The sequence below is a fragment of the Micromonospora sp. KC723 genome, assembly GCF_004348595.1.
Taxonomy (GTDB): domain Bacteria; phylum Actinomycetota; class Actinomycetes; order Mycobacteriales; family Micromonosporaceae; genus Micromonospora.
In genome coordinates, this window is record NZ_SMKD01000009.1 from 40,297 (window position 1) to 60,204 (window position 19,908).

Annotated in this window: 15 protein-coding genes; 5 read left to right on the forward strand and 10 right to left on the reverse strand. The window is 74.2% G+C overall.

What is annotated here, in order from left to right; genetic code table 11:
* The first annotated feature begins 183 nt into the window (after positions 1-183).
* Positions 184-558: a PH domain-containing protein gene (locus E1165_RS04165; protein WP_132387868.1), complete on the forward strand. Its 375-nt coding sequence runs from the start codon at positions 184-186 to the stop codon at positions 556-558.
* A 7-nt stretch (positions 559-565) separates the two neighbouring features.
* Here E1165_RS04165 and E1165_RS04170 read toward each other — a convergent pair whose 3' ends face one another.
* Positions 566-1,492, reverse strand: coding sequence for a 2-hydroxyacid dehydrogenase (locus E1165_RS04170; protein ID WP_132387870.1), 927 nt, complete (start codon positions 1,490-1,492; stop codon positions 566-568).
* A gap of 150 nt (positions 1,493-1,642) precedes the next feature.
* Between E1165_RS04170 and E1165_RS04175 the strand changes: the two genes are divergently transcribed.
* The 3 genes from E1165_RS04175 (at position 1,643) to E1165_RS04185 (ending at position 6,407) form a co-directional block, all read left to right on the forward strand.
* A complete protein-coding gene (locus E1165_RS04175) occupies positions 1,643-3,451 on the forward strand; it encodes a SpoIIE family protein phosphatase (RefSeq protein ID WP_132387872.1) in 1,809 nt (602 codons plus the stop codon).
* Positions 3,452-3,508: 57 nt separating this feature from the next.
* Positions 3,509-4,684 carry a sorbosone dehydrogenase family protein gene (locus E1165_RS04180; protein WP_132387874.1) on the forward strand — a complete coding sequence of 392 codons (1,176 nt, stop codon included), beginning with the start codon at positions 3,509-3,511 and terminating at the stop codon, positions 4,682-4,684.
* A 79-nt stretch (positions 4,685-4,763) separates the two neighbouring features.
* The gene (locus E1165_RS04185; RefSeq protein WP_132387876.1) at positions 4,764-6,407 is read left to right on the forward strand and encodes a metallophosphoesterase; all 1,644 of its coding nucleotides are present in this window, start codon (positions 4,764-4,766) and stop codon (positions 6,405-6,407) included.
* A 156-nt stretch (positions 6,408-6,563) separates the two neighbouring features.
* Here the strand turns inward: E1165_RS04185 and gatB are convergent, their stop codons facing one another.
* The 5 genes from gatB to ligA all read right to left on the reverse strand — a co-directional run bounded on the left by gatB (position 6,564) and on the right by ligA (position 14,594).
* Positions 6,564-8,063, reverse strand: coding sequence for an Asp-tRNA(Asn)/Glu-tRNA(Gln) amidotransferase subunit GatB (gene gatB, locus E1165_RS04190; RefSeq protein ID WP_132387878.1), 1,500 nt, complete (start codon positions 8,061-8,063; stop codon positions 6,564-6,566).
* Positions 8,064-8,076: 13 nt separating this feature from the next.
* Positions 8,077-9,552 carry an Asp-tRNA(Asn)/Glu-tRNA(Gln) amidotransferase subunit GatA gene (gatA, locus tag E1165_RS04195; protein ID WP_132387880.1) on the reverse strand — a complete coding sequence of 492 codons (1,476 nt, stop codon included), beginning with the start codon at positions 9,550-9,552 and terminating at the stop codon, positions 8,077-8,079.
* Complete coding sequence (gene gatC, locus E1165_RS04200) at positions 9,549-9,854, reverse strand: Asp-tRNA(Asn)/Glu-tRNA(Gln) amidotransferase subunit GatC (RefSeq protein WP_091190253.1); 306 nt, start codon at positions 9,852-9,854, stop codon at positions 9,549-9,551. The genes gatA and gatC overlap by 4 nt, the downstream gene beginning before the upstream one ends.
* Positions 9,855-9,942: 88 nt before the next feature.
* Positions 9,943-12,300 (reverse strand): bifunctional diguanylate cyclase/phosphodiesterase, encoded by a 2,358-nt coding sequence (locus E1165_RS04205; RefSeq protein WP_132387882.1) that lies wholly within the window; start codon positions 12,298-12,300, stop codon positions 9,943-9,945.
* Between the two features lie 158 nt (positions 12,301-12,458).
* Positions 12,459-14,594: an NAD-dependent DNA ligase LigA gene (gene ligA / locus E1165_RS04210; protein WP_207916546.1), complete on the reverse strand. Its 2,136-nt coding sequence runs from the start codon at positions 14,592-14,594 to the stop codon at positions 12,459-12,461.
* Between the two features lie 174 nt (positions 14,595-14,768).
* Between ligA and E1165_RS04215 the strand changes: the two genes are divergently transcribed.
* Positions 14,769-15,284 carry a type II toxin-antitoxin system PemK/MazF family toxin gene (locus E1165_RS04215; RefSeq protein WP_132387884.1) on the forward strand — a complete coding sequence of 172 codons (516 nt, stop codon included), beginning with the start codon at positions 14,769-14,771 and terminating at the stop codon, positions 15,282-15,284.
* A gap of 126 nt (positions 15,285-15,410) precedes the next feature.
* Here the strand turns inward: E1165_RS04215 and E1165_RS04220 are convergent, their stop codons facing one another.
* From E1165_RS04220 to E1165_RS04235, 4 genes are all read right to left on the reverse strand, one after another.
* Positions 15,411-16,415 (reverse strand): ADP-ribosylglycohydrolase family protein, encoded by a 1,005-nt coding sequence (locus E1165_RS04220; RefSeq protein WP_132387886.1) that lies wholly within the window; start codon positions 16,413-16,415, stop codon positions 15,411-15,413.
* A gap of 7 nt (positions 16,416-16,422) precedes the next feature.
* Complete coding sequence (locus E1165_RS04225; protein WP_132387888.1) at positions 16,423-17,427, reverse strand: methionine synthase; 1,005 nt, start codon at positions 17,425-17,427, stop codon at positions 16,423-16,425.
* 59 nt (positions 17,428-17,486) lie between these two features.
* Complete coding sequence (gene mnmA / locus E1165_RS04230) at positions 17,487-18,560, reverse strand: tRNA 2-thiouridine(34) synthase MnmA (protein WP_132387890.1); 1,074 nt, start codon at positions 18,558-18,560, stop codon at positions 17,487-17,489.
* A gap of 61 nt (positions 18,561-18,621) precedes the next feature.
* A complete protein-coding gene (locus tag E1165_RS04235; RefSeq protein WP_132387892.1) occupies positions 18,622-19,797 on the reverse strand; it encodes a cysteine desulfurase family protein in 1,176 nt (391 codons plus the stop codon).
* Between the last annotated feature and the right edge of the window lie 111 nt (positions 19,798-19,908).

Genomic DNA, 19,908 nt, shown 5'->3' on the forward strand with positions numbered 1-19,908 from the left:
CACGGGGCGGTGCGGCGATGCGTGACAGCGACGGATATCCGACACACGTCACCCCGACGAACGACCCGCGCGCCTTCCGGTTACGCCCCATTGAAAGTGACGCGCGTCACCCCGCTGCGGCGGCGGTCGCCGTCCCGCTGCCCACCTCGGCCCGACGCCGGGCCGAGGTGGGATCATCGGAGGGTGAGTCGCCCCGACACCGTCCGGTTCCGGTACCACCAGGCCCTCCTGGCGGCGGCCATCGTCGCCGTTGTCGGCGCGCTGCCGCTGGCCACCGCCGCCTGGTATCTGCTGCCGGTGCTGCTCGTACCGCTGGCGGTCGCCGTCTGGGCGTACCGGGCCGGCACCGACGCCGACGCGGGCGAGCTGCGGCTGCGCGCGCTCGCCGGCGAACGCCGCATCCGGTGGGACCGGATCGTCGAGCTGGCCGCCGACCCGCGCGGCCGGGCGGTCGCCCGACTCGACGACGGGCAGGAGATCGTCCTGCCCGCGGTACGCCGCACCGACCTGCCCCGGCTCGTGTCGGTGACCGGCCAGACCCTGCCCGACGCCGGCTGACCGGCGATCAGTAGCCGTCGACCACCGTGTTGGCCAGGGGCTCCCCCGCCGTGAAGCGGCGCAACTGCTCCCCGACCAGACGGTACGCCCGGGGCAGCAGCCCGCGCACCGAGCCGGCGACGTGCGGTGTCAACAACACGTGGGGCAGCCTCCAGAGCGGGTGTTCGGCCGGCAGCGGCTCCGGGTCGGTCACGTCCAGCGCGGCCCGCAGCCGGCCGCCGGAAACCTCGGCGACCAGCGCGTCCGTCCGGACCACCGGCCCCCGCGCGGCATTGACCAGCAGCGCCCCGTCCGGCATCGCGGCCAGGAACCGCTCGTCGACCATCCCCCGGGTGGCGTCGGTCAGCGGCACCAGCAACACCACCACGTCAGCCGCGGGCAGCAGCCGCGACAGGTCGTCGACCGCGTGCACCCCCTCGGCGGGACGGGCGGTCCGGGCAACCAGGGTGAACTCGACGTCGAACGGGGCCAGCCGGGCCCGGACCGCCGTGCCGATCGAACCCGCGCCGACGATCAGCACCCGCTTGCCGGTCAGCTCGTCGGTGGGCGCGACGTCGCCGTACGCCCACTCGCCGCGGGACTGCGCCCGGACCATCGCGGGGAAGTCGCGCAGCTGGGCCAGGATCGCGGTGACCACCCACTCGGCGGTACCGGCGTCGTGGACGCCCCGCGCGTCGCAGAGCGTCACACCGTCGGGGACGCGACCGGTCCAGGTGTCCGCTCCGGCGGAGAGGAGCTGCACCACCGCCAGGTCGGGCAGCCGCCCCAACATCGCCGTGGCGTCCCCGGCGGCCAGGAACGGCGGCACCCAGAACCGGACGCCCGACGGGTCCGAGGGCGGCGCCGCCGGATCCGTCCAGGGCTCGACGGTGACGCCCGGGGGCACCTCGCCGAGCAGTTCGACACCGGCCGGGTGGGGGATCCATACCTTCACGACCGCCGACGATAGCGGTCCCGGCGTGGCCCGGTCCGGCAACCGCGCCACGGCGCGAAGATCCTCCCGTGGTGGCGACGCCGCCGGCGCGGGTATGAACGGTGCCCGAGACGCCGGAGGGCGTACCGTGCCGTCACGGACAGGAGGCCGATGACCCCCCGTTGCCCGGAACCCGATCGACCGGCCGCCGTGGACATTCCCGCGCTGCGCGACCCGGCCCGGCTCCGGTCGCTGGCCGACACCGGCCTGAAGGCCGCCCCGGACGAGGCCTTCGACCGCTTCGCCCGGCTGGTCGGCGACCTGCTGGAAGCGCCGGTGGCGCTGGTCTGCCTGGTCGACGCCGACCGGCAGTTCTTCCCCGGCGCGGTCGGCCTGCCCGAGCCGTGGGCCGGCCGTCGGGAAACCCCGTTGCACCACTCCTTCTGCCAGCACGTGGTCGACATCGAGATCCCGTTGGTGCTGCCGGACGCCCGGCTCTACCCCCGGGTCCGGCGGAACCTCGCCATCCCCGAGCTGGGGGTGGTCGCGTACGCGGGCGTTCCGCTGACCGACCTCGACGGTCGGGTGCTCGGTTCGTTGTGCGCGATCGACCGCAAACCCCGGGCGTGGACGGCCCCCCAACTGCGCACCCTCACCGACCTGGCCGCCGCCTGCTCGTCCGAGCTGCGGCTGCGCATCGCCCTGGACGGCGCCGAGGAGGCCCGGCGGCGCGCGGAGGAGGCACACGGCCGGCTGGAACTGCTGTCCGGGCTGAGCGAGACCCTCGCCGGCACCCTCGACGTGGACACGGCCGTCCACCGGCTGGCCGACGCGGTGGTGCCGTTGCTGGCCGACTGGGCGGTGGTGACGCTGGTCGACCGGGCCGGGAAGCCGCGCCGGGCCACCGGGGTGCACCGCGACCCGTCCCGGGCCGCCGAGGTGGCCCGGTTCGCCCACCTGGTGACGACGCGCGTGGATCCCGACTCGGTCACCCGGACGGTGCTGCGCACCGGGCAGCCGACGCACGGCGACGCGGACGACGCCGCGCGGGGCGTCGGTGAGCCGGAGATGCGCGCGCTGGCCGGCCGGCTCGGATTCGCCGCCCACCTCACGGTGCCCGTGCCGGCGCCCGGCGGCGCGGGTGTCATCGGCATCATCAGCCTGGTCGCCGGGCCCGACCGGCGGCCCTTCGACGACCGGGACCTGCGGACCGCCGTGGAGGTCGGGCGCCGCGCCGGGCAGGCGGTCGGCAACAGCTGGATGTACGGCGAGCAGCGGCACGTCGCCGAGGTGCTCCAGCACAGCATGCTGCCCCGGCTGCCGGAGTACCCGGCGGCGGAACTGGCTGCCCGCTACCAGCCGGTGGCCGACCGGGTCGAGGTGGGTGGCGACTGGTACGACGCCTTCGTGCAGCCCGACGGCGACCTGATGGTGGCCATCGGCGACGTGGCCGGCCACGACATCGAGGCCGCGGCGACCATGGGCCAGCTACGCAACCTGGTGCGGGGCAACGCCTTCGGCCGGACCGACCCGGTGCACGAGCAGATGAACAGGCTGGACGCGACAATCGCCGGGCTGCGCATCCCCACCGTCGCCACGGCGACCCTGGCGCGGCTGAGACCGACCCCCGGCGGTCTGTCGGTCACCTGGTGCAACGCCGGCCATCCGCCGCCACTGCTGGTCACGGCCGACGGCGCGGTGCACAACCTGGACGGACGGCACGAGCCACTGCTCGGCCTCACCCGCCCCTTTCCGCGCAGCAGCCGCACCGTGTTGCTGGACGCCGGGGACACCCTGCTGCTCTACACCGACGGGCTGGTGGAACGCCGGGACCGCCCGATCGACGAGACGCTGGTGGAACTGGTGGACCGGCTGGCCGGTACCGCCACCCTGCCGCTCCACGACCTCTGCGACCTGCTGCTGCACTGCCCGTACCCGCGGGAGGACGACCTCGCGTTGCTCGCCGTCCGGCCCCGTTGAGAGCCCGGACGATCCGGGGACGACCCGCAGGCCCCGATTCGGGCTAGGCTGGGCCGGGTGAGCGCGCATCCCCCGTACCCCCGCACCGGCCGCCACCGTGCGGCACTGGCGGCGTCCTGCGCGGCGCTGCTGCTGGCCACCTCCGGATGCAGCCTCGGCCCGCCGGAGCCGGACCCGGCCGGCGAGCCGCCCAACCTGCCGACCCCCTCGGTCAGCGCCGAACCCGGCGGCGCCGGCCAGCAGGTCGTGGCCACCACCCTGGCCACCGGTCTGCGGGTGCCGTGGGACATCGCCTTCCTGCCCGACGGCGGAGGCCTGGTGACCGAGCGGGACAGCGGCCGGATCCTGAAGATCGGCCCGGAGTCCGGCCCGGACGGGCTGCGGGTCGCCCCGGTGCAGACCATCCCGGACGTGGCCGCCGGCGGTGAGGCGGGACTGCTCGGCCTCGCCGTCTCCCCGTCGTACGACAAGGACCGGACGGTCTTCGTCTACTACACCACGGAGCAGGACAACCGGGTCGCGAAGTTCAAACTGGGCGAGCCGCCGACACCGATCCTCACCGGTATCCCGCGGGCGAGCACCCACGATGGCGGCGGGCTCGCCTTCGGGCCGGACGGGCAGCTGTACGTCAGCACCGGCGACGCCGGCGACCGGGAGGCCGCCCAGGACCGCGCGAGCCTCGGCGGCAAGATCCTGCGGATCACCGCGGACGGCACGCCGGCCCCCGGCAACCCGTTCCCCGGCTCGCCGGTCTGGTCGCTGGGTCACCGTAACGTGCAGGGGATGGCCTGGGACGCGAGCAAGCGGATGTACGCCACCGAGTTCGGCCAGAACACCTGGGACGAGATCAACCGGATCAACGCCGGCGGCAACTACGGCTGGCCGGTCGTCGAGGGTCGGGCCGGCAACGGGCGGTACGTCGACCCGATCGCGCAGTGGCGCACCTCGGAGGCGTCCTGCTCGGGCCTGACCTCGGTGCAGCGGTTGCTGGTCACCGCCTGCCTGCGCGGGCAGCGGCTCTGGGTGGTCGAGCTGACCGACACCGGCACCGTGCTCGGCCAGCCGCGCGAGCTGCTGAACGGCCGGTACGGCCGGCTGCGCGCGGCGGCCGCCGCGCCGGACGGCTCGGTGTGGGTCTCCACCTCCAACCACGACGGGCGGGGCCGTCCGGCTCCGGAGGACGACCGCCTGCTGCGGCTGGTCTTCGCCGACGGCGGCGCCGGCCGTAGCTGAACGCTCCGGCGGACCGCCGAAACAATCCCACTCCGCCGGGTTTGCCAAGATCCTCTGGTGGGCAGGTCAGAATCTGAGCATGGACGGTCAGGAGAACGAGCAGCGCGGGCCCCGGGACGACATCCGGGCCCGGCGTGAGCGTGCCCGATGGCCCCGGATCCGCGGAGCCGCCCGGTCACGCCCGGCCCGGCGGGCCGGGGTGGTCGCCGCCGTGCTGCTGGTCGCCCTTCTGGGCGCGGTGATCGGGGTGCTGGCCGGCGGCCGGGTCTACACCGACATCGGGCCGTTCCGGGCCGACCTGACGCTCGCCCCGGCGGTCGACGGCCACACCACCGTCGACATCCCGCCGCTGGGCGCCCTGCAACTGGACAGCCACGACGGGCCGACCCACCTGACCGTCGGGCTGGGGGCGCTCGACCAGCGCAAGACCGAGGCGCTGATCGACGACCCGGCGAGCCTCAGCCGGGCCAGCCACTCGGCGGTCGCCGACGTCCGCGACGGCGTGATCCGGCTCGCCCTGCGCACCCTCGGCGCGGTCGTGCTGGTCACCCTGGTGCTGGCCGCGCTGATCTTCCGGAACGTGCGGCGTACGGCCTGGTCGGCGGGGCTCGCGCTGGCCATGACCGCCGGGAGTCTGGGGCTGGCCGCCGGCAGCCTGCGCCCACAGTCGATCGAGGAGCCACGGTACGAGGGTCTGCTGGTCAACGCCCCGGCGATCGTCGGTGACGCGCGGCGGATCGCCAACGACTACACGAAGTACGCCGAGCAGCTGCAACGCGTGGTGGCCAACGTCAGCAAGCTCTACACGACGGTGTCCGCGCTACCGGTCTACGAGCCCGCTCCGGGTACCACCCGGGTGCTGCACGTCTCCGACATGCACCTCAACCCCACCGGTTGGCAGCTGATCCGCACCGTGGTGGAGCAGTTCGGCATCGACGTGGTGATCGACACCGGTGACCTCACCGACTGGGGCAGCGAGCCGGAGGCCTCGTACGTCGGCGCGATCGGGCTGCTGAAGAAGCCGTACGTCTACATCCGGGGCAACCACGACTCGGTCCGTACGGCGGCGGCGGTGGCCCGCCAGCCCAACGCGATCGTGCTGAACAACTCGACCACCACCGTGGCCGGGCTGACCATCGCCGGTATCGGCGACCCACGGTTCACGCCCGACAAGGAGACCTCACCGGCCGGCAGTGGGCTCACCAGAGAGGTGGCCGACCAGGTCATCGGGACCGGCGAGCAGCTCGCCGAAACGGTACGGAAGTCGCCACAGCCGGTGGACATCGCCCTTGTGCACGATCCGGCCTCGGCGGGTCCGCTCTCGGGCAGTTGCCCGCTGGTGCTCGCCGGGCACACCCACAACCGGCAGGTGTCGAAGCTGCCGCAGGTGCCCGGCCAGCAGCCCACCCTGCTGATGGTGGAGGGCTCCACCGGCGGCGCGGGGCTGCGCGGCCTGGAGGGCGAGAAGCCGACCCCGCTGTCGATGAGCGTGCTCTACCTGGACCAGCAGAAGCGGCTTCAGGCGTACGACGACATCACCGTCGGCGGCACCGGTCAGGCCCAGGTCAACCTGGAACGGCACGTCGTCCGGGACCCGACGAAGGGCCCCGACGTGCCGGTCACCCCGACCCCGACCCGGGGCGTCCCGGAGTCGCCCTCGCCCGGCGGGACCTCCCCCGGCCGGGTCTCGACCAGCCCGCTGTCGCCCAGCCCGACCGGCTGACCCGCGCGTCGCCGCCGGGGCGGAGCGGCTGCGCGGTCGCGACCCCGCTGCCTGCTCGGCGGTGCGATGCGGTGGAGGCCGCCGCCGGGTCACGGCGGCGGCCTTCCGTGCTGTGTTGCCTCCTCAGCCCTTGGCCCTGAGGCGTTCCAGGGATCCTCAGCCCTTGACGCCGAGGCGTTCCAGGATCAGCTCACGGACGGTCTTCGCGTCGGCCTGGCCACGGGTGGTCTTCATGACCGCGCCGACCAGCGCGCCCGCCGCCGCGACCTTGCCGCTGCGCACCTTGTCGGCGACGTCCGGGTTCGCGGCGATCGCCTCGTCCACGGCGGCGGTGAGCGCGCCGGTGTCGGAGACCACCTCCAGGTTCCGGTTGGCCATGATCTCGGTCGGCGAGCCCTCGCCGGCCACCACGCCCTCCAGGACGACCCGGGCCAGCTTGTCGTTGAGCTTGCCGGCGTCGACCAGACCCTGCAACTCGGCCACCTGCGACGGGGTGGCCCCGACGTCGGCCAGCTCGATGCCGGCCTCGTTGGCGCGCCGGGACAGCTCACCGAGCCACCACTTGCGGGCCGCGGCCGGGGTGGCGCCCGCGGCGACGGTGGCCTCGATCAGCTCGACGGCACCGGCGTTGAGCACCGACTGCATGTCCAGGTCGGACAGGCCCCACTCGCGCTGGAGCCGGCGGCGGTGCAGCCGGGGCAGCTCCGGCAGGGCCGCCTTCAGCTCGGTCACCCACGCGACGTCCGGGGCGAGCGGCACCAGGTCCGGCTCCGGGAAGTACCGGTAGTCGGTGGCGGTCTCCTTGGACCGGCCCGGGGTGGTGTCGCCGGTGTCCTCGTGGAAGTGCCGGGTCTCCTGGGTGATCCGCCCGCCGGCGTCGAGCACCGACGCCTGGCGCAGCATCTCGGAGCGCACCGCCCGCTCGACCGAGCGCAGCGAGTTGACGTTCTTCGTCTCGGTGCGGGTGCCCCACTCCTCGCCCGGCCTGTTCAGCGAGGTGTTGACGTCACAGCGCAGCGACCCCTCCTCCATCCGGACGTCGGAGACGCCCAGGGAGCGGATCACGTCACGCAGCTCGGTGACGTACGCACGGGCCACCTCCGGCGCCAGCGCGGCGGTGCCGGGGATCGGCCTGGTGACGATCTCGACCAGCGGGATGCCGGCCCGGTTGTAGTCGACCAGCGACTCGGTCGCCCCGTGGATCCGGCCGGTGGCGCCGCCGACGTGCAGCGTCTTGCCGGTGTCCTCCTCCAGGTGCACCCGCTCGATGCCGATCCGCACGGTCTCGCCGTTCACCTCGACGTCCAGGTAGCCGTCCACGCAGAGCGGCTCGTCGTACTGGCTGATCTGGAAGTTCTTCGGCATGTCCGGATAGAAGTAGTTCTTCCGGGCGAACCGGCACCACTCGGCGATCGAGCAGTTCAACGCCAGACCGATCCGGATCGTCGCCTCGATGGCCGCCTTGTTCGCCACCGGCAGCGAACCGGGCAGCCCGAGGCAGACCGGGCAGACCCGGGTGTTCGGCTCGCCCCCGAAGTCGGTGGGGCAGCCGCAGAACATCTTGGTGTTCGTGCCCAGCTCGACATGGGTCTCCAGGCCGATCACCGGCTCGTAGCGCGCGACGACGTCGTCGTACGCGGGCAGTGTCGTGGTCATCGGTGCTCCTGCCTCACAGTGCCGGTGGGGTGAAGGTGCCGACCGCGGACTCCAGCGCGGCGGCGACCCGGTACATCCGGTCGTCCGCCATCGTCGGGGCCATCACCTGCAGGCCGACCGGCAGCCCCTCCGAGAGGCCGCAGGGCACCGAGATGCCCGGGCCGCCGTACAGGTTGGTCGGGATGGTGTACAGGTCCGCCAGGTACATCTGGTACGGGTCGGAGGTGCGCGCCCCGAGCGGGAACGCCACGAACGGGGTGGTCGGCGAGATCAGCGCGTCGACCTGCGTGAACGCGGCGGTGAAGTCCCGGGTGATGAGGGTACGGACCTTCTGCGCCTGCCCGTAGTAGGCGTCGTAGTAGCCCGAGGAGAGCGCGTACGTGCCGATCATGATGCGCCGCTTCACCTCGGGACCGAAACCGGCCTCGCGGGTCAGCGACATGACCTCCTCCAGCGACCGGTTGCCGTCGTCGCCGACGCGCAGTCCGAACCGGACCCCGTCGAACCGGGCCAGGTTCGACGAGCACTCGCTGGGGGCGATCAGGTAGTAGGCCGGCAGCGCGTACCGGAAGTGCGGGCAGGACACCTCGACGATCTCGGCACCCAGCTTGGTCAGGGTGTCGACCGCCTCGCGGAACGCGGCCGTGACCCCCGGCTCGGCGCCCTCGCCGGTGAACTCCTTCACCACACCGAGCTTCACACCGGTCAGGTCGCCGCTGGCCCCGAGCCTCGCCGCCGCCACCACGTCCGGCACCGGAGCCGGGATGGAGGTGGAGTCGCGCGGGTCGTGCCCGCCGATGACCTGGTGCAGCAGAGCCGCGTCGAGCACGGTACGGGCGCACGGGCCGGGAGTGTCCAGCGAGGAGGAGAACGCCACCAGGCCGTACCGGGAGGTGCCGCCGTAGGTGGGCTTCGCGCCCACCGTGCCGGTGACCGCGCCGGGCTGGCGGATCGAACCGCCGGTGTCCGAGCCGATCGACAGCGGCGCCTCGTACGCGGCCAGCGCGGCGGCGCTGCCGCCGCCGGAACCGCCGGGGATGCGGTCGGTGTCCCACGGGTTACGGGTCGGGCCGTACGCGGAGTACTCCGTCGAGGAGCCCATGGCGAACTCGTCCATGTTGGTCTTGCCGAGCATCACCGTGCCGGCGGCGCGCAGCCGCTCGACGATGGTCGCGTCGTACGGCGGACGCCAGCCCTCCAGGATCCTCGACCCGACGGTGGTCGGCACCCCCCGGGTGGTGAGCACGTCCTTGACCGCGACCGGCACCCCTGCCAGGGGGCCCAACCCGTCGCCGGCGGCCCGGCGCTCGTCGACCGCGCGGGCGGCGGCGAGCGCGCCGTCGGTGTCGACGTGCAGGAAGGCGTTGATCCGCCCGTCGACGGCGGCGATCCGGTCCAGGTGGGCCTGCGTCACCTCGACGGCGGAGGCGTCACCAGCGGCGACGAGACCAGCGAGCTCGCTCGCGGTCATTCTGGTCAGGTCGGTCATGAAGCCACATCCTCGTCCAGGATCCGCGGGACGCGGAACCGCTGCTCCTCGGCGTCGGGAGCGCCCGACAGCGCTTCCTGCGGGGTCAGCCCGGGCACCACCACGTCCTCGCGCAGGACGTTGGTCAGCGGCACCGAGTGGGAGGTCGGCGGGATGTCCGCCGCGGCGACCTCGCCGACCTGGGCGACCGACTGGAGAATCACGTCGAGCTGGCCGGCGAAGGTGTCCAGCTCCTCCTCGGTGACGGCGAGCCGCGACAGTCGCGCGAGGTGCGCGACCTCCTCGCGGGAGATGGCGGCCATCGGTGCCCCCTTCGTGGCTGTCCTGACTGCGTCTGGTGCTGCCGGCCGCGCGGTCGCGTGGAGATGACGCGCGGTGACCGGAGCGAGTCTATTGTCCTGCGGTCGCGGCGACGCCCCCGACTCCCCCTCCCCCGGCCGGGCGCACCGGGCGGTACCGGGACAACCAGGTCGTCAGTTCCTCGGCCGGCATCGGCCGGGCGTGGAACCAGCCCTGCGCCACGTCGCAGCCGGCCGCGTGCAGCAGCCGCCAGGTCCGCTCGTCCTCCACGCCCTCGGCGACCACCCGCAGCCCCAGGGCGCCCGCCAGCTCGATCATCGACCGGACCACCGCCGCGTCGTCGGGGTCGTCGGCCATCCCGAGGACGAACGAGCGGTCCACCTTGACCTCGGTCAACGGCAGCCGCCGCAGGTGCTGCAACGAGGAGTAGCCGGTGCCGAAGTCGTCCAGCGAGATGGCCACCCCGAGCCGGTGCAGCCGGGTGATGGTGGTGAGCACCCGCCGGGGATCGGCCATCAACGCGCCCTCGGTGATCTCCACCTGGAGGCGTTCGGGGCAGACCCCGAAGCGGTCGAGCCGGTCGGCGATCCGGTCGGCGATCTCACCGGTGTGCAGGTCACGGACGCTGACGTTGAGCGACGCGCGCAGGGTGATGCCGGCCGCCGACCACTTGGCCAACTGTTCCACCACGTCGTCGACGACCCGCCGGGTGAGCAGGCGCATCACCGCGCTCTGCTCGGCGAGGCGGATCAGCTCGCCGGGGTCGACCATGCCCCGGCGGGGGTGCCGCCACCGCAGCAGCGCCTCGACGCCGACCACCTCGCCGGTGGCGATGGCGATCTGCGGTTGGTAGTACATCGTGATGTCGCCGACGTCCGCCGCGCCGTCCCCGGCCGGCGCGGGCCCGTCCGGCGTCTCGGTCGGCGCCGGCAGTTCGGGTGCCGGCCGGGTGGTGCGGGGCCGGGTCGGGTCCGCCCCGTGGAGGATCCGGTCCAGCAGCTCGTCCGGGTGCGCCGGGCCGCTGCGGGGGCGGCGGCGCAGCGGCCACCGCCGGCCCGGTCCGGCCGCCGGCTCCGTTGCCGCCCCCAGCCCGGGCGGCAGCGCGGCCCCGTCGCCGCCCCGCACGGTCCGCCCCGCGGGCGGTCCCGCATCGAGTACGCGGCGCAGGTCGGCCAGCAACCCCAGTCGCTCGGCGGAGTGGTGGTCGGACTCGGCGGCGTACACGGTGACGGTGTCGTTGCGGTGCTTCGCGTCGTACATCGCCACATCGGCGTGGCGCATCAGGGTGGCGTAGTCGTCGCCGTGCTCGGGGAAGAGGGCGACGCCGATGGAGGCGCCCACGTCCAGTGGCAGCCCGTCCAGCGGCACCGGCTCGACCAGCGCCGCGACCACCCGGTCGGCCAGTTCACGGGCCTCGTCCACGCCGGTCAGTCGGGTGGCGACGATGGCGAACTCGTCGCCGCCGAGCCGGGCCAGCATGTCCCGCCCGCCGACGACGTCGCCCAGCCGGGCGCTGACCTCGACGAGCAGCCGGTCACCCACGGCGTGGCCGAGCGCGTCGTTGACGTTCTTGAACCGGTCCAGGTCGATCAGCAGCAGGGCGAGGTGGGCGTCCGGGGCGCCCCGGGCGATCCGCTCGGCGTGCAGGTGCACCTGCTCGGCCACCTCGGCCTGCAACGCCCTGCGGTTGGGCAGGCCGGTGAGCGGGTCGAGCGCGGCGAGCTGCTCCTGCTCGGCCGCGAGCCGCGACATCCGGTGGACGGCGAGCAGCGGCACCAGCACCAGCGGGACCAGGGCCGCGCTGGCCCGCGCGGCGGCGACGAGCACCGGGGCGAGCAGCAGCAACGAGCCGGTGGCGAGCAGTTCGACGGCGAGCCCCTGCCGTACGCCCGGCCACCACCGGCCGCCGAAGCGCAGCCGCAGCGCGGTGCCGACCAGTCCGTGGTTGACCGCGAACCAGGTGGCGGTGGCCGCGCCGACCACGGCCACGTCCGTGCCGCCCAGCCGGCCGATGTCGGCGAGGTCACCGGGCCCGAGCCGTAGCACCAGGGCCGCGGCGCCGAGCGCACAGGCGTACTGCGCGGCGTTGAAGGCGGTCCGCCAGACGGCGTGCCGCAACCGCCATCCGGAGACGGCGACCGCGACGGTCTGCACCGCCAGCGCCGGGGCGAGCCCCCAGCCGAGCAGGATCGCGACGGTGAAGCAGGTGGACGGGAAGACCGCCGCGGTGTGCCGTCGACCGGGTGGGGCGAAGGGGCACGCGTCGCAGGCGACGGCGAGTGCCGCCATCGTCCAGAACGCCGCCGGCAGCCCGGGGAGCCGGTCCGGCAGACCCGCCAGGGCCGGCACGCCGACCAGTGCCGCCAGCCCGACGACCACGGCGACGAACCCGCCGAACGGCGCCTCCCGCCCGGACGGGAGGTAGTTGCGGGGGTCGGCGGTCTCCATCGCACCTCCCGGGCGTACGGCTGCGGTGTGCGCCGGTCGCGCACCGTGCAACCATCAAACGCCCTGGGTGCCGGGATTCCCCAGGCGACAGTCACGAATCGGTTGTAGTCGTAATTAAGTTGGTATACGACTCCAAGATCTGATTCCGGACGAAGTGATCACCCTTCGACCCGGGCCGCCTCCCGGGCGGCGTCCGGGCCCCGGTCGAGCAGCACCTGGAAGCCGTCCTCGTCGAGGACCGGCAGCTTCAGGGAGACAGCCTTGTCGGCCTTCGATCCCGGGTTGTCGCCCACCACCACGAAGGTGGTCTTCTTGGACACCGAGCCGCTGACCTTGCCGCCCCGGCTCTGGATCGCCTCGGCGGCCTGGTCCCGGCTGAACCCGGTCAGGGTGCCGGTCACCACCACGGTGACCCCCTCCAGCGGGCGCGGCCCCTCGTCGGCGACCTCCTCGGCCATCCGTACGCCCGCCTCGGCCCACTTGCGGACCACCTCGCGGTGCCAGTCGACGGCGAACCACTCCTTGATGCTGGCGGCGATGGTCGGGCCGACGCCGTCCACCGAGGACAGCTCCTCCTCCGACGCCGCCTCGATCGCCTCCATCGAGCGGAAGTGCCGGGCCAGGGCCTGGGCGGCGGTCGGGCCGACGTGCCGGATGGAGAGCGCGACCAGCACCCGCCACAGGTCACGCCCCTTCGCCACGGCGAGGTTGTCCAGCAGCTTGGTGGCGTTGCTGCCGAGGCTGCCGTCCTTGTTGACGAAGAACGGCGAGCGGGCCAACCGCTCGGCGTCGAGGGCGAACAGGTCGCCCTCGTTCGTGATGATCTGTGCGTCCACCAGAGCGATCGCGCCCTTCTCGCCGAGCGCCTCGATGTCGAGCACCTTACGGCTCGCCAGGTGGTAGACCCGTTCGCGGATCTGCGCCGGGCAGGTGCGCGCGTTGGGGCAGCGGATGTCGACGTCGCTCTCCTTGGCCGGCGCCAGCGGCGTGCCGCAGGCCGGGCAGGTGGTCGGCATGACGAACCGCCTGGCATCGGGGGGACGCAGCTCGACCACCGGGCCGAGCACCTCGGGAATCACGTCACCGGCCTTGCGCAGCACCACCGTGTCGCCGATCAGCACCCCCTTGCGCTCCACCTCGCGGGCGTTGTGCAGGGTGGCGTACTCGACGGTGGAACCGGCCACCCGCACCGGCTCCAGCACCGCGTAGGGGGTCACCCGGCCGGTCCGCCCGACGTTGACCTTGATGTCGCGGAGTGTGGTGTTGACCTCCTCCGGCGGGTACTTGAAGGCGATCGCCCAGCGGGGCGCCCGGCTGGTCGAGCCGAGCCGCCCCTGGATGGAGACCGGGTCGACCTTGACCACCACGCCGTCGATCTCGTGCGCGACGTCGTGCCGGTGCTGAGCGTAGTGGGCGATGTACTCCGCGACGCCGGCCAGGTCGGGCACCACCCGCCACCGGTCGCTGGTGGGCAGCCCCCACGCCCGCAACGCCGCGTACGACTCGGACTGGGCCGTCGGCCGGAAGCCGCGACGGGCGCCGATGCCGTGCACCACCAGGCGCAGCGGCCGGGACGCGGTGACCCGCGGATCCTTCTGGCGCAGGCTCCCGGCGGCGGCGTTGCGCGGGTTGGCGAACGGCGCCTTGCCCTGCTCGACCAGGCTGGCGTTGAGGTCGGCGAAGCCGGCGACCGGGAAGTAGATCTCGCCGCGCACCTCGATGAACTCCGGCACGTCGGGAAAGTCCTCGGAGCCGGTCAGCCGGGCCGGGACGTCTTTGATGCTGCGCACGTTGGCGGTGACGTCCTCGCCGGTCCGCCCGTCGCCGCGGGTCGCCGCCCGGACCAGCCGGCCCTGCTCGTAGGTCAGGTTGATGGCCAGGCCGTCGACCTTCAGCTCGCAGAGGTACGGCACCGGGCCACCGGCGTCCCGCTCGACCCGCTCCGCCCAGGCGGCCAGTTCCTCGTCGGTGAAGGCGTTGTCCAGCGACATCATCCGCTCGGCGTGGGCGACCGGGGCGAAGTCGGTGGAGAAGGAGCCGCCGACCCGCTGGGTCGGCGAGTCGGGGGTACGCAGCGCCGGGTAGCGCGCCTCCAACTCCTCCAGCTCACGCAACTGCCGGTCGAACTCGGCATCCGAGATGATCGGCGCGTCGAGCACGTAGTAGCGATACTGGTGCTCGGTCAGCTCCTGACTCAGCGTGGCGTGCCGCTCCCGCGCCTCGGGGGTGGGCTCGCCGCCGGCTGCCGCCTCCGGCGAGGCGCTGAACTGATGGGGAATCTCTTCTTCCGACACCCTGCCGCCTCCGGACACCGCTGCCAACCGTGATCACGCTACCGGAGCACCGTAACGGCCCGGTGGGACAATCCCGCGCCTCCCCGCCGTGCCCGACGGGCGCGCGTGGGCCGTGCGTGCGACGATCGCCGCAGGTCGGCGGCGGGTGCGCCGCCTGGGAGAGGCGGGGTACGGATGCCCGAGTGGGTGTGGTGGGCGGTGCTGGTGGTCCTGGCCGTGGTCGCCGGCTGGGCCTGGAACGAGTGGCGACGCCGGGGCGGCCGCCCGTCCGACGGCGGTGGCGACCGGGCCAGGCCGGAGCGCGGCACCCCACCACGCGACCGGGCCCGCCCGACCGCGCCGCCCCGACCGCGCACCCCCACCGGTACGCCCCGGCCGGGCGAGATCTGGTGGGCCGACGTCCCGTACGCCGACGGCAGCGGCTCCAAGGTCCGCCCCTGCCTGGTGCTGCGGGTCGACGACCGGAGCGCCGAGGTGCTCAAGATCACCAGTCAGGACAAGAGCGACCGGGACGACCACGTCCGCATCCCCACCGGCGACTGGGATCCGGACGCCGACCACGACAGCTGGCTCGACCTGGCCGAACCCCTGCCGGTGCCGGCCGGCGACTTCTCCCGCCGCGCCGGCTCCTGCGACCCGGAACTGTGGCGGCAGGTCCGGCGACTGCACGGCCGGCGGAGCCCCACCTGACCGGGCGGGCCTGCCGCGATCACCCGGATCCGCTGCGCTGACCGGCCGCCTCCGCCCGGCACCCGGCCCACCCGGTCAGCGCGCCACCCGACGCCGGCCCGTCCCGGGTCGTCCGGTGGACCGCGTTCAGTCCCAGGCCGCGCCGAGGACGGTGAGCTGGTCGGCGTACTCGATCCGGGTGGACCAGCGGGCCGGCCAGGCCTCCGTGCCGTGGGCGGCGCCGAGGAACGCGCCGGCCAGGGCGGCGATCGAGTCGGAGTCACCGGCGGTGGTGGCGCCCCGGGCGATCGCGGTGAGCGGGTCGTCCGGATGGCGCAGGGCGCAGAGCAGCGCCGTGGCCAGGGCCTCCTCGGCGATCCAGCCCTCACCGGTGTGCCGGCAGGGATCGTCGCCGTCGTCGGGTCGGCCGAGGGCGACGTCGAGCCGGTGCAGCGCGTGCAGGCACTCGTCCCAGCCCCGGGCGATGAACCCCGCCGGGGAGTCCGCCCCGGGTCGCTGCCACAGGTCACCGAGCCAGTCACCCCGGTAGACCCGGCGCTGCTCACGGGCCCGCGCGGTGAGCAGCGCCGGCAACTCCGCCAGGTCCGCGCCGCCGCGCAACAGGCGCACCGCGTACGCGGTCAGTTCGCTGGCCGCCAGCCCGGTGGGGTGGCCGTGGGTCAGACCGGCCTGGAGCTGCGCCAGCCCGGCCAGGGTGTCCAGGTCGACGTCGAGCAGCCCGACCGGGGTGACCCGCATGTTCGCGCCGCACCCCTTCGAGCCGGCCACGGTCGCCTGCTGCCAGGGCAGCCCCCGACTCAGCTCACCGCAGGCGCGCAGGCAGGTCATCCCGGGGGCACGGTTGTTGTCCGGGCTGACCGCCCAGTCGAGGAAACGCCGCCGCAGCAGCGGCTCGACCGTCTCCGGCGTGTAGGCGCCCGCGTCGTACAGCGCCCATGCCACCGCCAGGGCCATCTGCGTGTCGTCGGTGACCAGCGCCGGGTCGCCCACCAACTCGCGCGGGCCGGTGGGGCCGTACCGGCGGTGGATCTCGGCGACGGTCAGGAACTCGGTCGGCGCGCCCAGGGCGTCACCGTAGGCGAGACCGTAGAGGGATCCGGAGGCGCGCCCCGGCGCGGAGCTGGTGGTCATGTTCGGGTCACTCCTCGGACAGCCGCCGACCGGCGTCCCGGCAGGCGGCCAGGACCGCCCGGGCGTACGCCGGGGTGGCACCGGCAAGGCCACAGGCGGGGGTGACCACCACCTGCTCGGCGAGTCGCCGACGCGGGAACCCGAGGCGGTCCCAGAGGGTGCGTACCCGGTCGGCGACGTCGGCCGAGGTCGGCGCGCGACCGGCCGGCGGCGGCAGCGCGGGCGCGGCGCCGGCCAGCAGCCCCAGCCCGGCGTCGATCGCCTCGCCGAGCGGATCCAGCTCGCTGACCACCGTGAGGTCCAGCGCGACCCCGACCGCCCCGACGGAGCGGATCAGCTCCAGCGGCACCTCCGGGGCGCAGCAGTGCACCACCGTCGGCGCCCCGGCCGCCTCGACCACCTGGCGCAGCAGGGTCCGGGCGACCTCGGGCTCCACCGCCCGGTGGGCGCCGAAACCGCTCTCGGTGGGCACCCGGCCGGCGAGCACCGCCGGCAGGGACGGCTCGTCCAGTTGGAGCAACACCGAGGCCCGGGGCAGCCGCCGGCCCACCGCCGCGACGTACGTCCGCAGTCCCTCCGCCAGCGAGCCGGCCAGGTCCCGCACCGCGCCCGGGTCGCGCAGCAGCCGCCCACCGATCGGCAGCTCCAGCGCCGCGGCCAGGGTGAACGGCCCGCCGGCCTGGATCTTCACCGGCCCGGTGTACGTCTCGGCCTGCTCGGCGAGCTGGTCCAGGTCGCGTTCCAGGAGGTCACGGGCCCGGCGCAGGTCCCGCCCGGGGCGGGGTGCGATGCGCCAGCGCGCCGCGTACAGCTCGACCGGCAGCTCCACCAGCAGCCCCGCGGTCCGGCCGATCAGGTCGGCGCCGGGACCACGCGCCGGCAGTTCGGGCAGGTGGGGCAGGGCGGGCAGCTCGCCGAGGACGATCCGCTGCGCCTCGGCGATGTCGGTGCCCGGCAGCGAGCCGATGCCGGTGGAAGCGCCCGCGGGCCAGGGCCAAGGCTGATCATTCACGGCCGAAGGGTATCCGCTGCGCGCCGGTCCGTCCCCCGCACGGGCCCCGACCGGCGTGGTCAGCCGGTGATGGTCGCCGAGCCGAGCACCACGTCCCCCGCCGGGTCCGGCCGGTACGCCACGATCGCCTGGCCCGCGGCGACCCCGCGCAGCGGACGGCGCAACTCGGCGTGGAGGGTGTCCGCCTCCAGCGTCACGGCGGCCGGGACCACGTCGCCGTGGGCGCGTAGCTGCACCTCGCACTCGATCGGCGCGGTGGGCCGCTCACCGCCGGTCCACACCGGACGGGTCGCCCGCACCCGGGAGACCTCCAGCGCCTCGGCGGGGCCGACGGTCACGGTGTTCGTCTTCGGGGTGATGGAGAGCACGTAGCGGGGGCGGCCGTCCGGGGCGGGCCGGTCCAGGTGCAGGCCACGCCGCTGGCCGACGGTGTACTGGTACGCGCCACGGTGACTGCCGACGACCGCACCGGTGAGCGCGTCCACCACCTCGCCCGGCGCCTCGCCCAGACGCGCGGCGAGGAAGCCGCGGGTGTCGCCGTCGGCGATGAAACAGATGTCGTGCGAGTCCGGTTTGTCGGCCACGGCGAGACCCCGTCGGGCGGCCTCCTCGCGTACCTCCGCCTTGGTGGCGTCGCCGAGCGGAAAGATCGACCGGTCGAGCTGCTCGCGGGTCAGCACCGCCAGCACGTAGGACTGGTCCTTGGCGAGGTCGACGCTGCGGCGCAGCAGCCCGTCGGGGCCGAGCCGGGCGTGGTGGCCGGTGACCACCGCGTCGAAGCCCAGGGCCACGGCCCGGTCCAGCACCGCCGCAAACTTGATCTTCTCGTTGCAGCGCAGACAGGGGTTCGGGGTACGGCCGGCCGCGTACTCGGCGACGAAGTCGTCCACCACGTCGGCGTGGAACCGTTCGGCCATGTCCCAGACGTAGAACGGGATGCCGATCACGTCGGCGGCGCGTCGCGCGTCGCGGGAGTCCTCCAGGGTGCAGCAGCCGCGCGCCCCGGTGCGGTACGTCTGCGGGTTGCGGGCCAGCGCCAGGTGCACACCGGTCACGTCGTAGCCGGCCTCCACCGCCCGCGCCGCCGCCACGGCGGAGTCGACTCCGCCCGACATGGCCGCCAGAACCCTCACCGGCACACCCCCTTCACCCGTTCGAGCCTAGCCCGCCCGACCCGGCGTGACCGCCCGGGTGTCAGCGGGGAATGCGCAGGGCGGCGGCGCGGCGGGCACGCTCGACAGCGGTCGGGAGGGCCGCGATGAGGGCGTCGACGTCGGCGGCGGTACTGGTGTGGCCGAGGCTGAAACGCAGCGAGGAACGGGCGCGGTCGTCGTCCGCGCCCATCGCGATCAGCACGTGGGACGGCTGCGCCACCCCCGCCGAGCAGGCCGAGCCGGTGGAACAGGCGATGCCCTGGGCGTCGAGCAGGAGCAGCAACGCGTCCCCCTCGCAACCGGGGAAGGAGAAGTGCGCGTTGCCCGGCAGCCGGTCGGTCGGGTCCCCGTTGAAGACCACCTCCGGCACCGCCTTCCGGACCCGCCGGACCAGGTCGTCGCGGAGCGCGGCGACCCGGTTGGCGTACTCCTGCTGGCCCTTGACCGCGGCCTCCACGGCGACGGCGAAGGCGACGATGCCCGCGGTGTCGAGGGTACCGGAGCGCACGTCCCGTTCCTGCCCGCCGCCGTGCAGCAACGGGGTGGCCGGCACGTCACGGGCCAGCAGCAACGCGCCGACACCGGTCGGGCCGCCGAGCTTGTGGCCAGTGACGGTCAGGGCCGAGACGCCGCTGGCGGCGAAGTCGACCGGAATCTGGCCGACGGCCTGGATCGCGTCGGTGTGGAAGGGCACGCCGCGCTCGGCCGCCACCGCGGCCAGCTCGGCCACCGGCTGGACGGTGCCCACCTCGTTGTTGGCCCACATGCAGGTCACCAGGGCCACCCGGTCGGTGTGCGCGGTCAGCTCCGCCCGGAGTCGGTCCGGATCCAACCGGCCGGCACCGTCGACCGGCAGCCAGCCCACCTCTGCGCCCTCGTGGGCGGCGAGCCAGTCCACCGCGTCGAGCACGGCGTGGTGCTCCACCGCGCTGGAGACCAGCCGGCTGCGCCCCGGCGCCGCGTCCCGGCGGGCCCAGAAGACGCCCTTCACCGCCAGGTTGTCGCTCTCCGTGCCGCCCCCGGTGAACACCACCTCGGACGGGCGGGCGCCCAACGCGGCGGCGACCCGCTCGCGGGACTCCTCCACCCGCCGCCGGGCACGCCGGCCCGCCGCGTGCAGCGAGGACGCGTTGCCGACCTCGCGGGCCGTGGCGGCGTACGCCTCCAACGCCTCGTCGAGCATCGGGGTCGTCGCCGCGTGATCCAGGTATGCCATCGCCGTTCAGCGTAACGGCCGCAAACCGGCGCACCGGACGCCGGATGACCGCAGGCGGCGAATCCCCCGCACGTTCCGGGGTATGACGAGGTCTGGCTGGCCGGCGGGCCG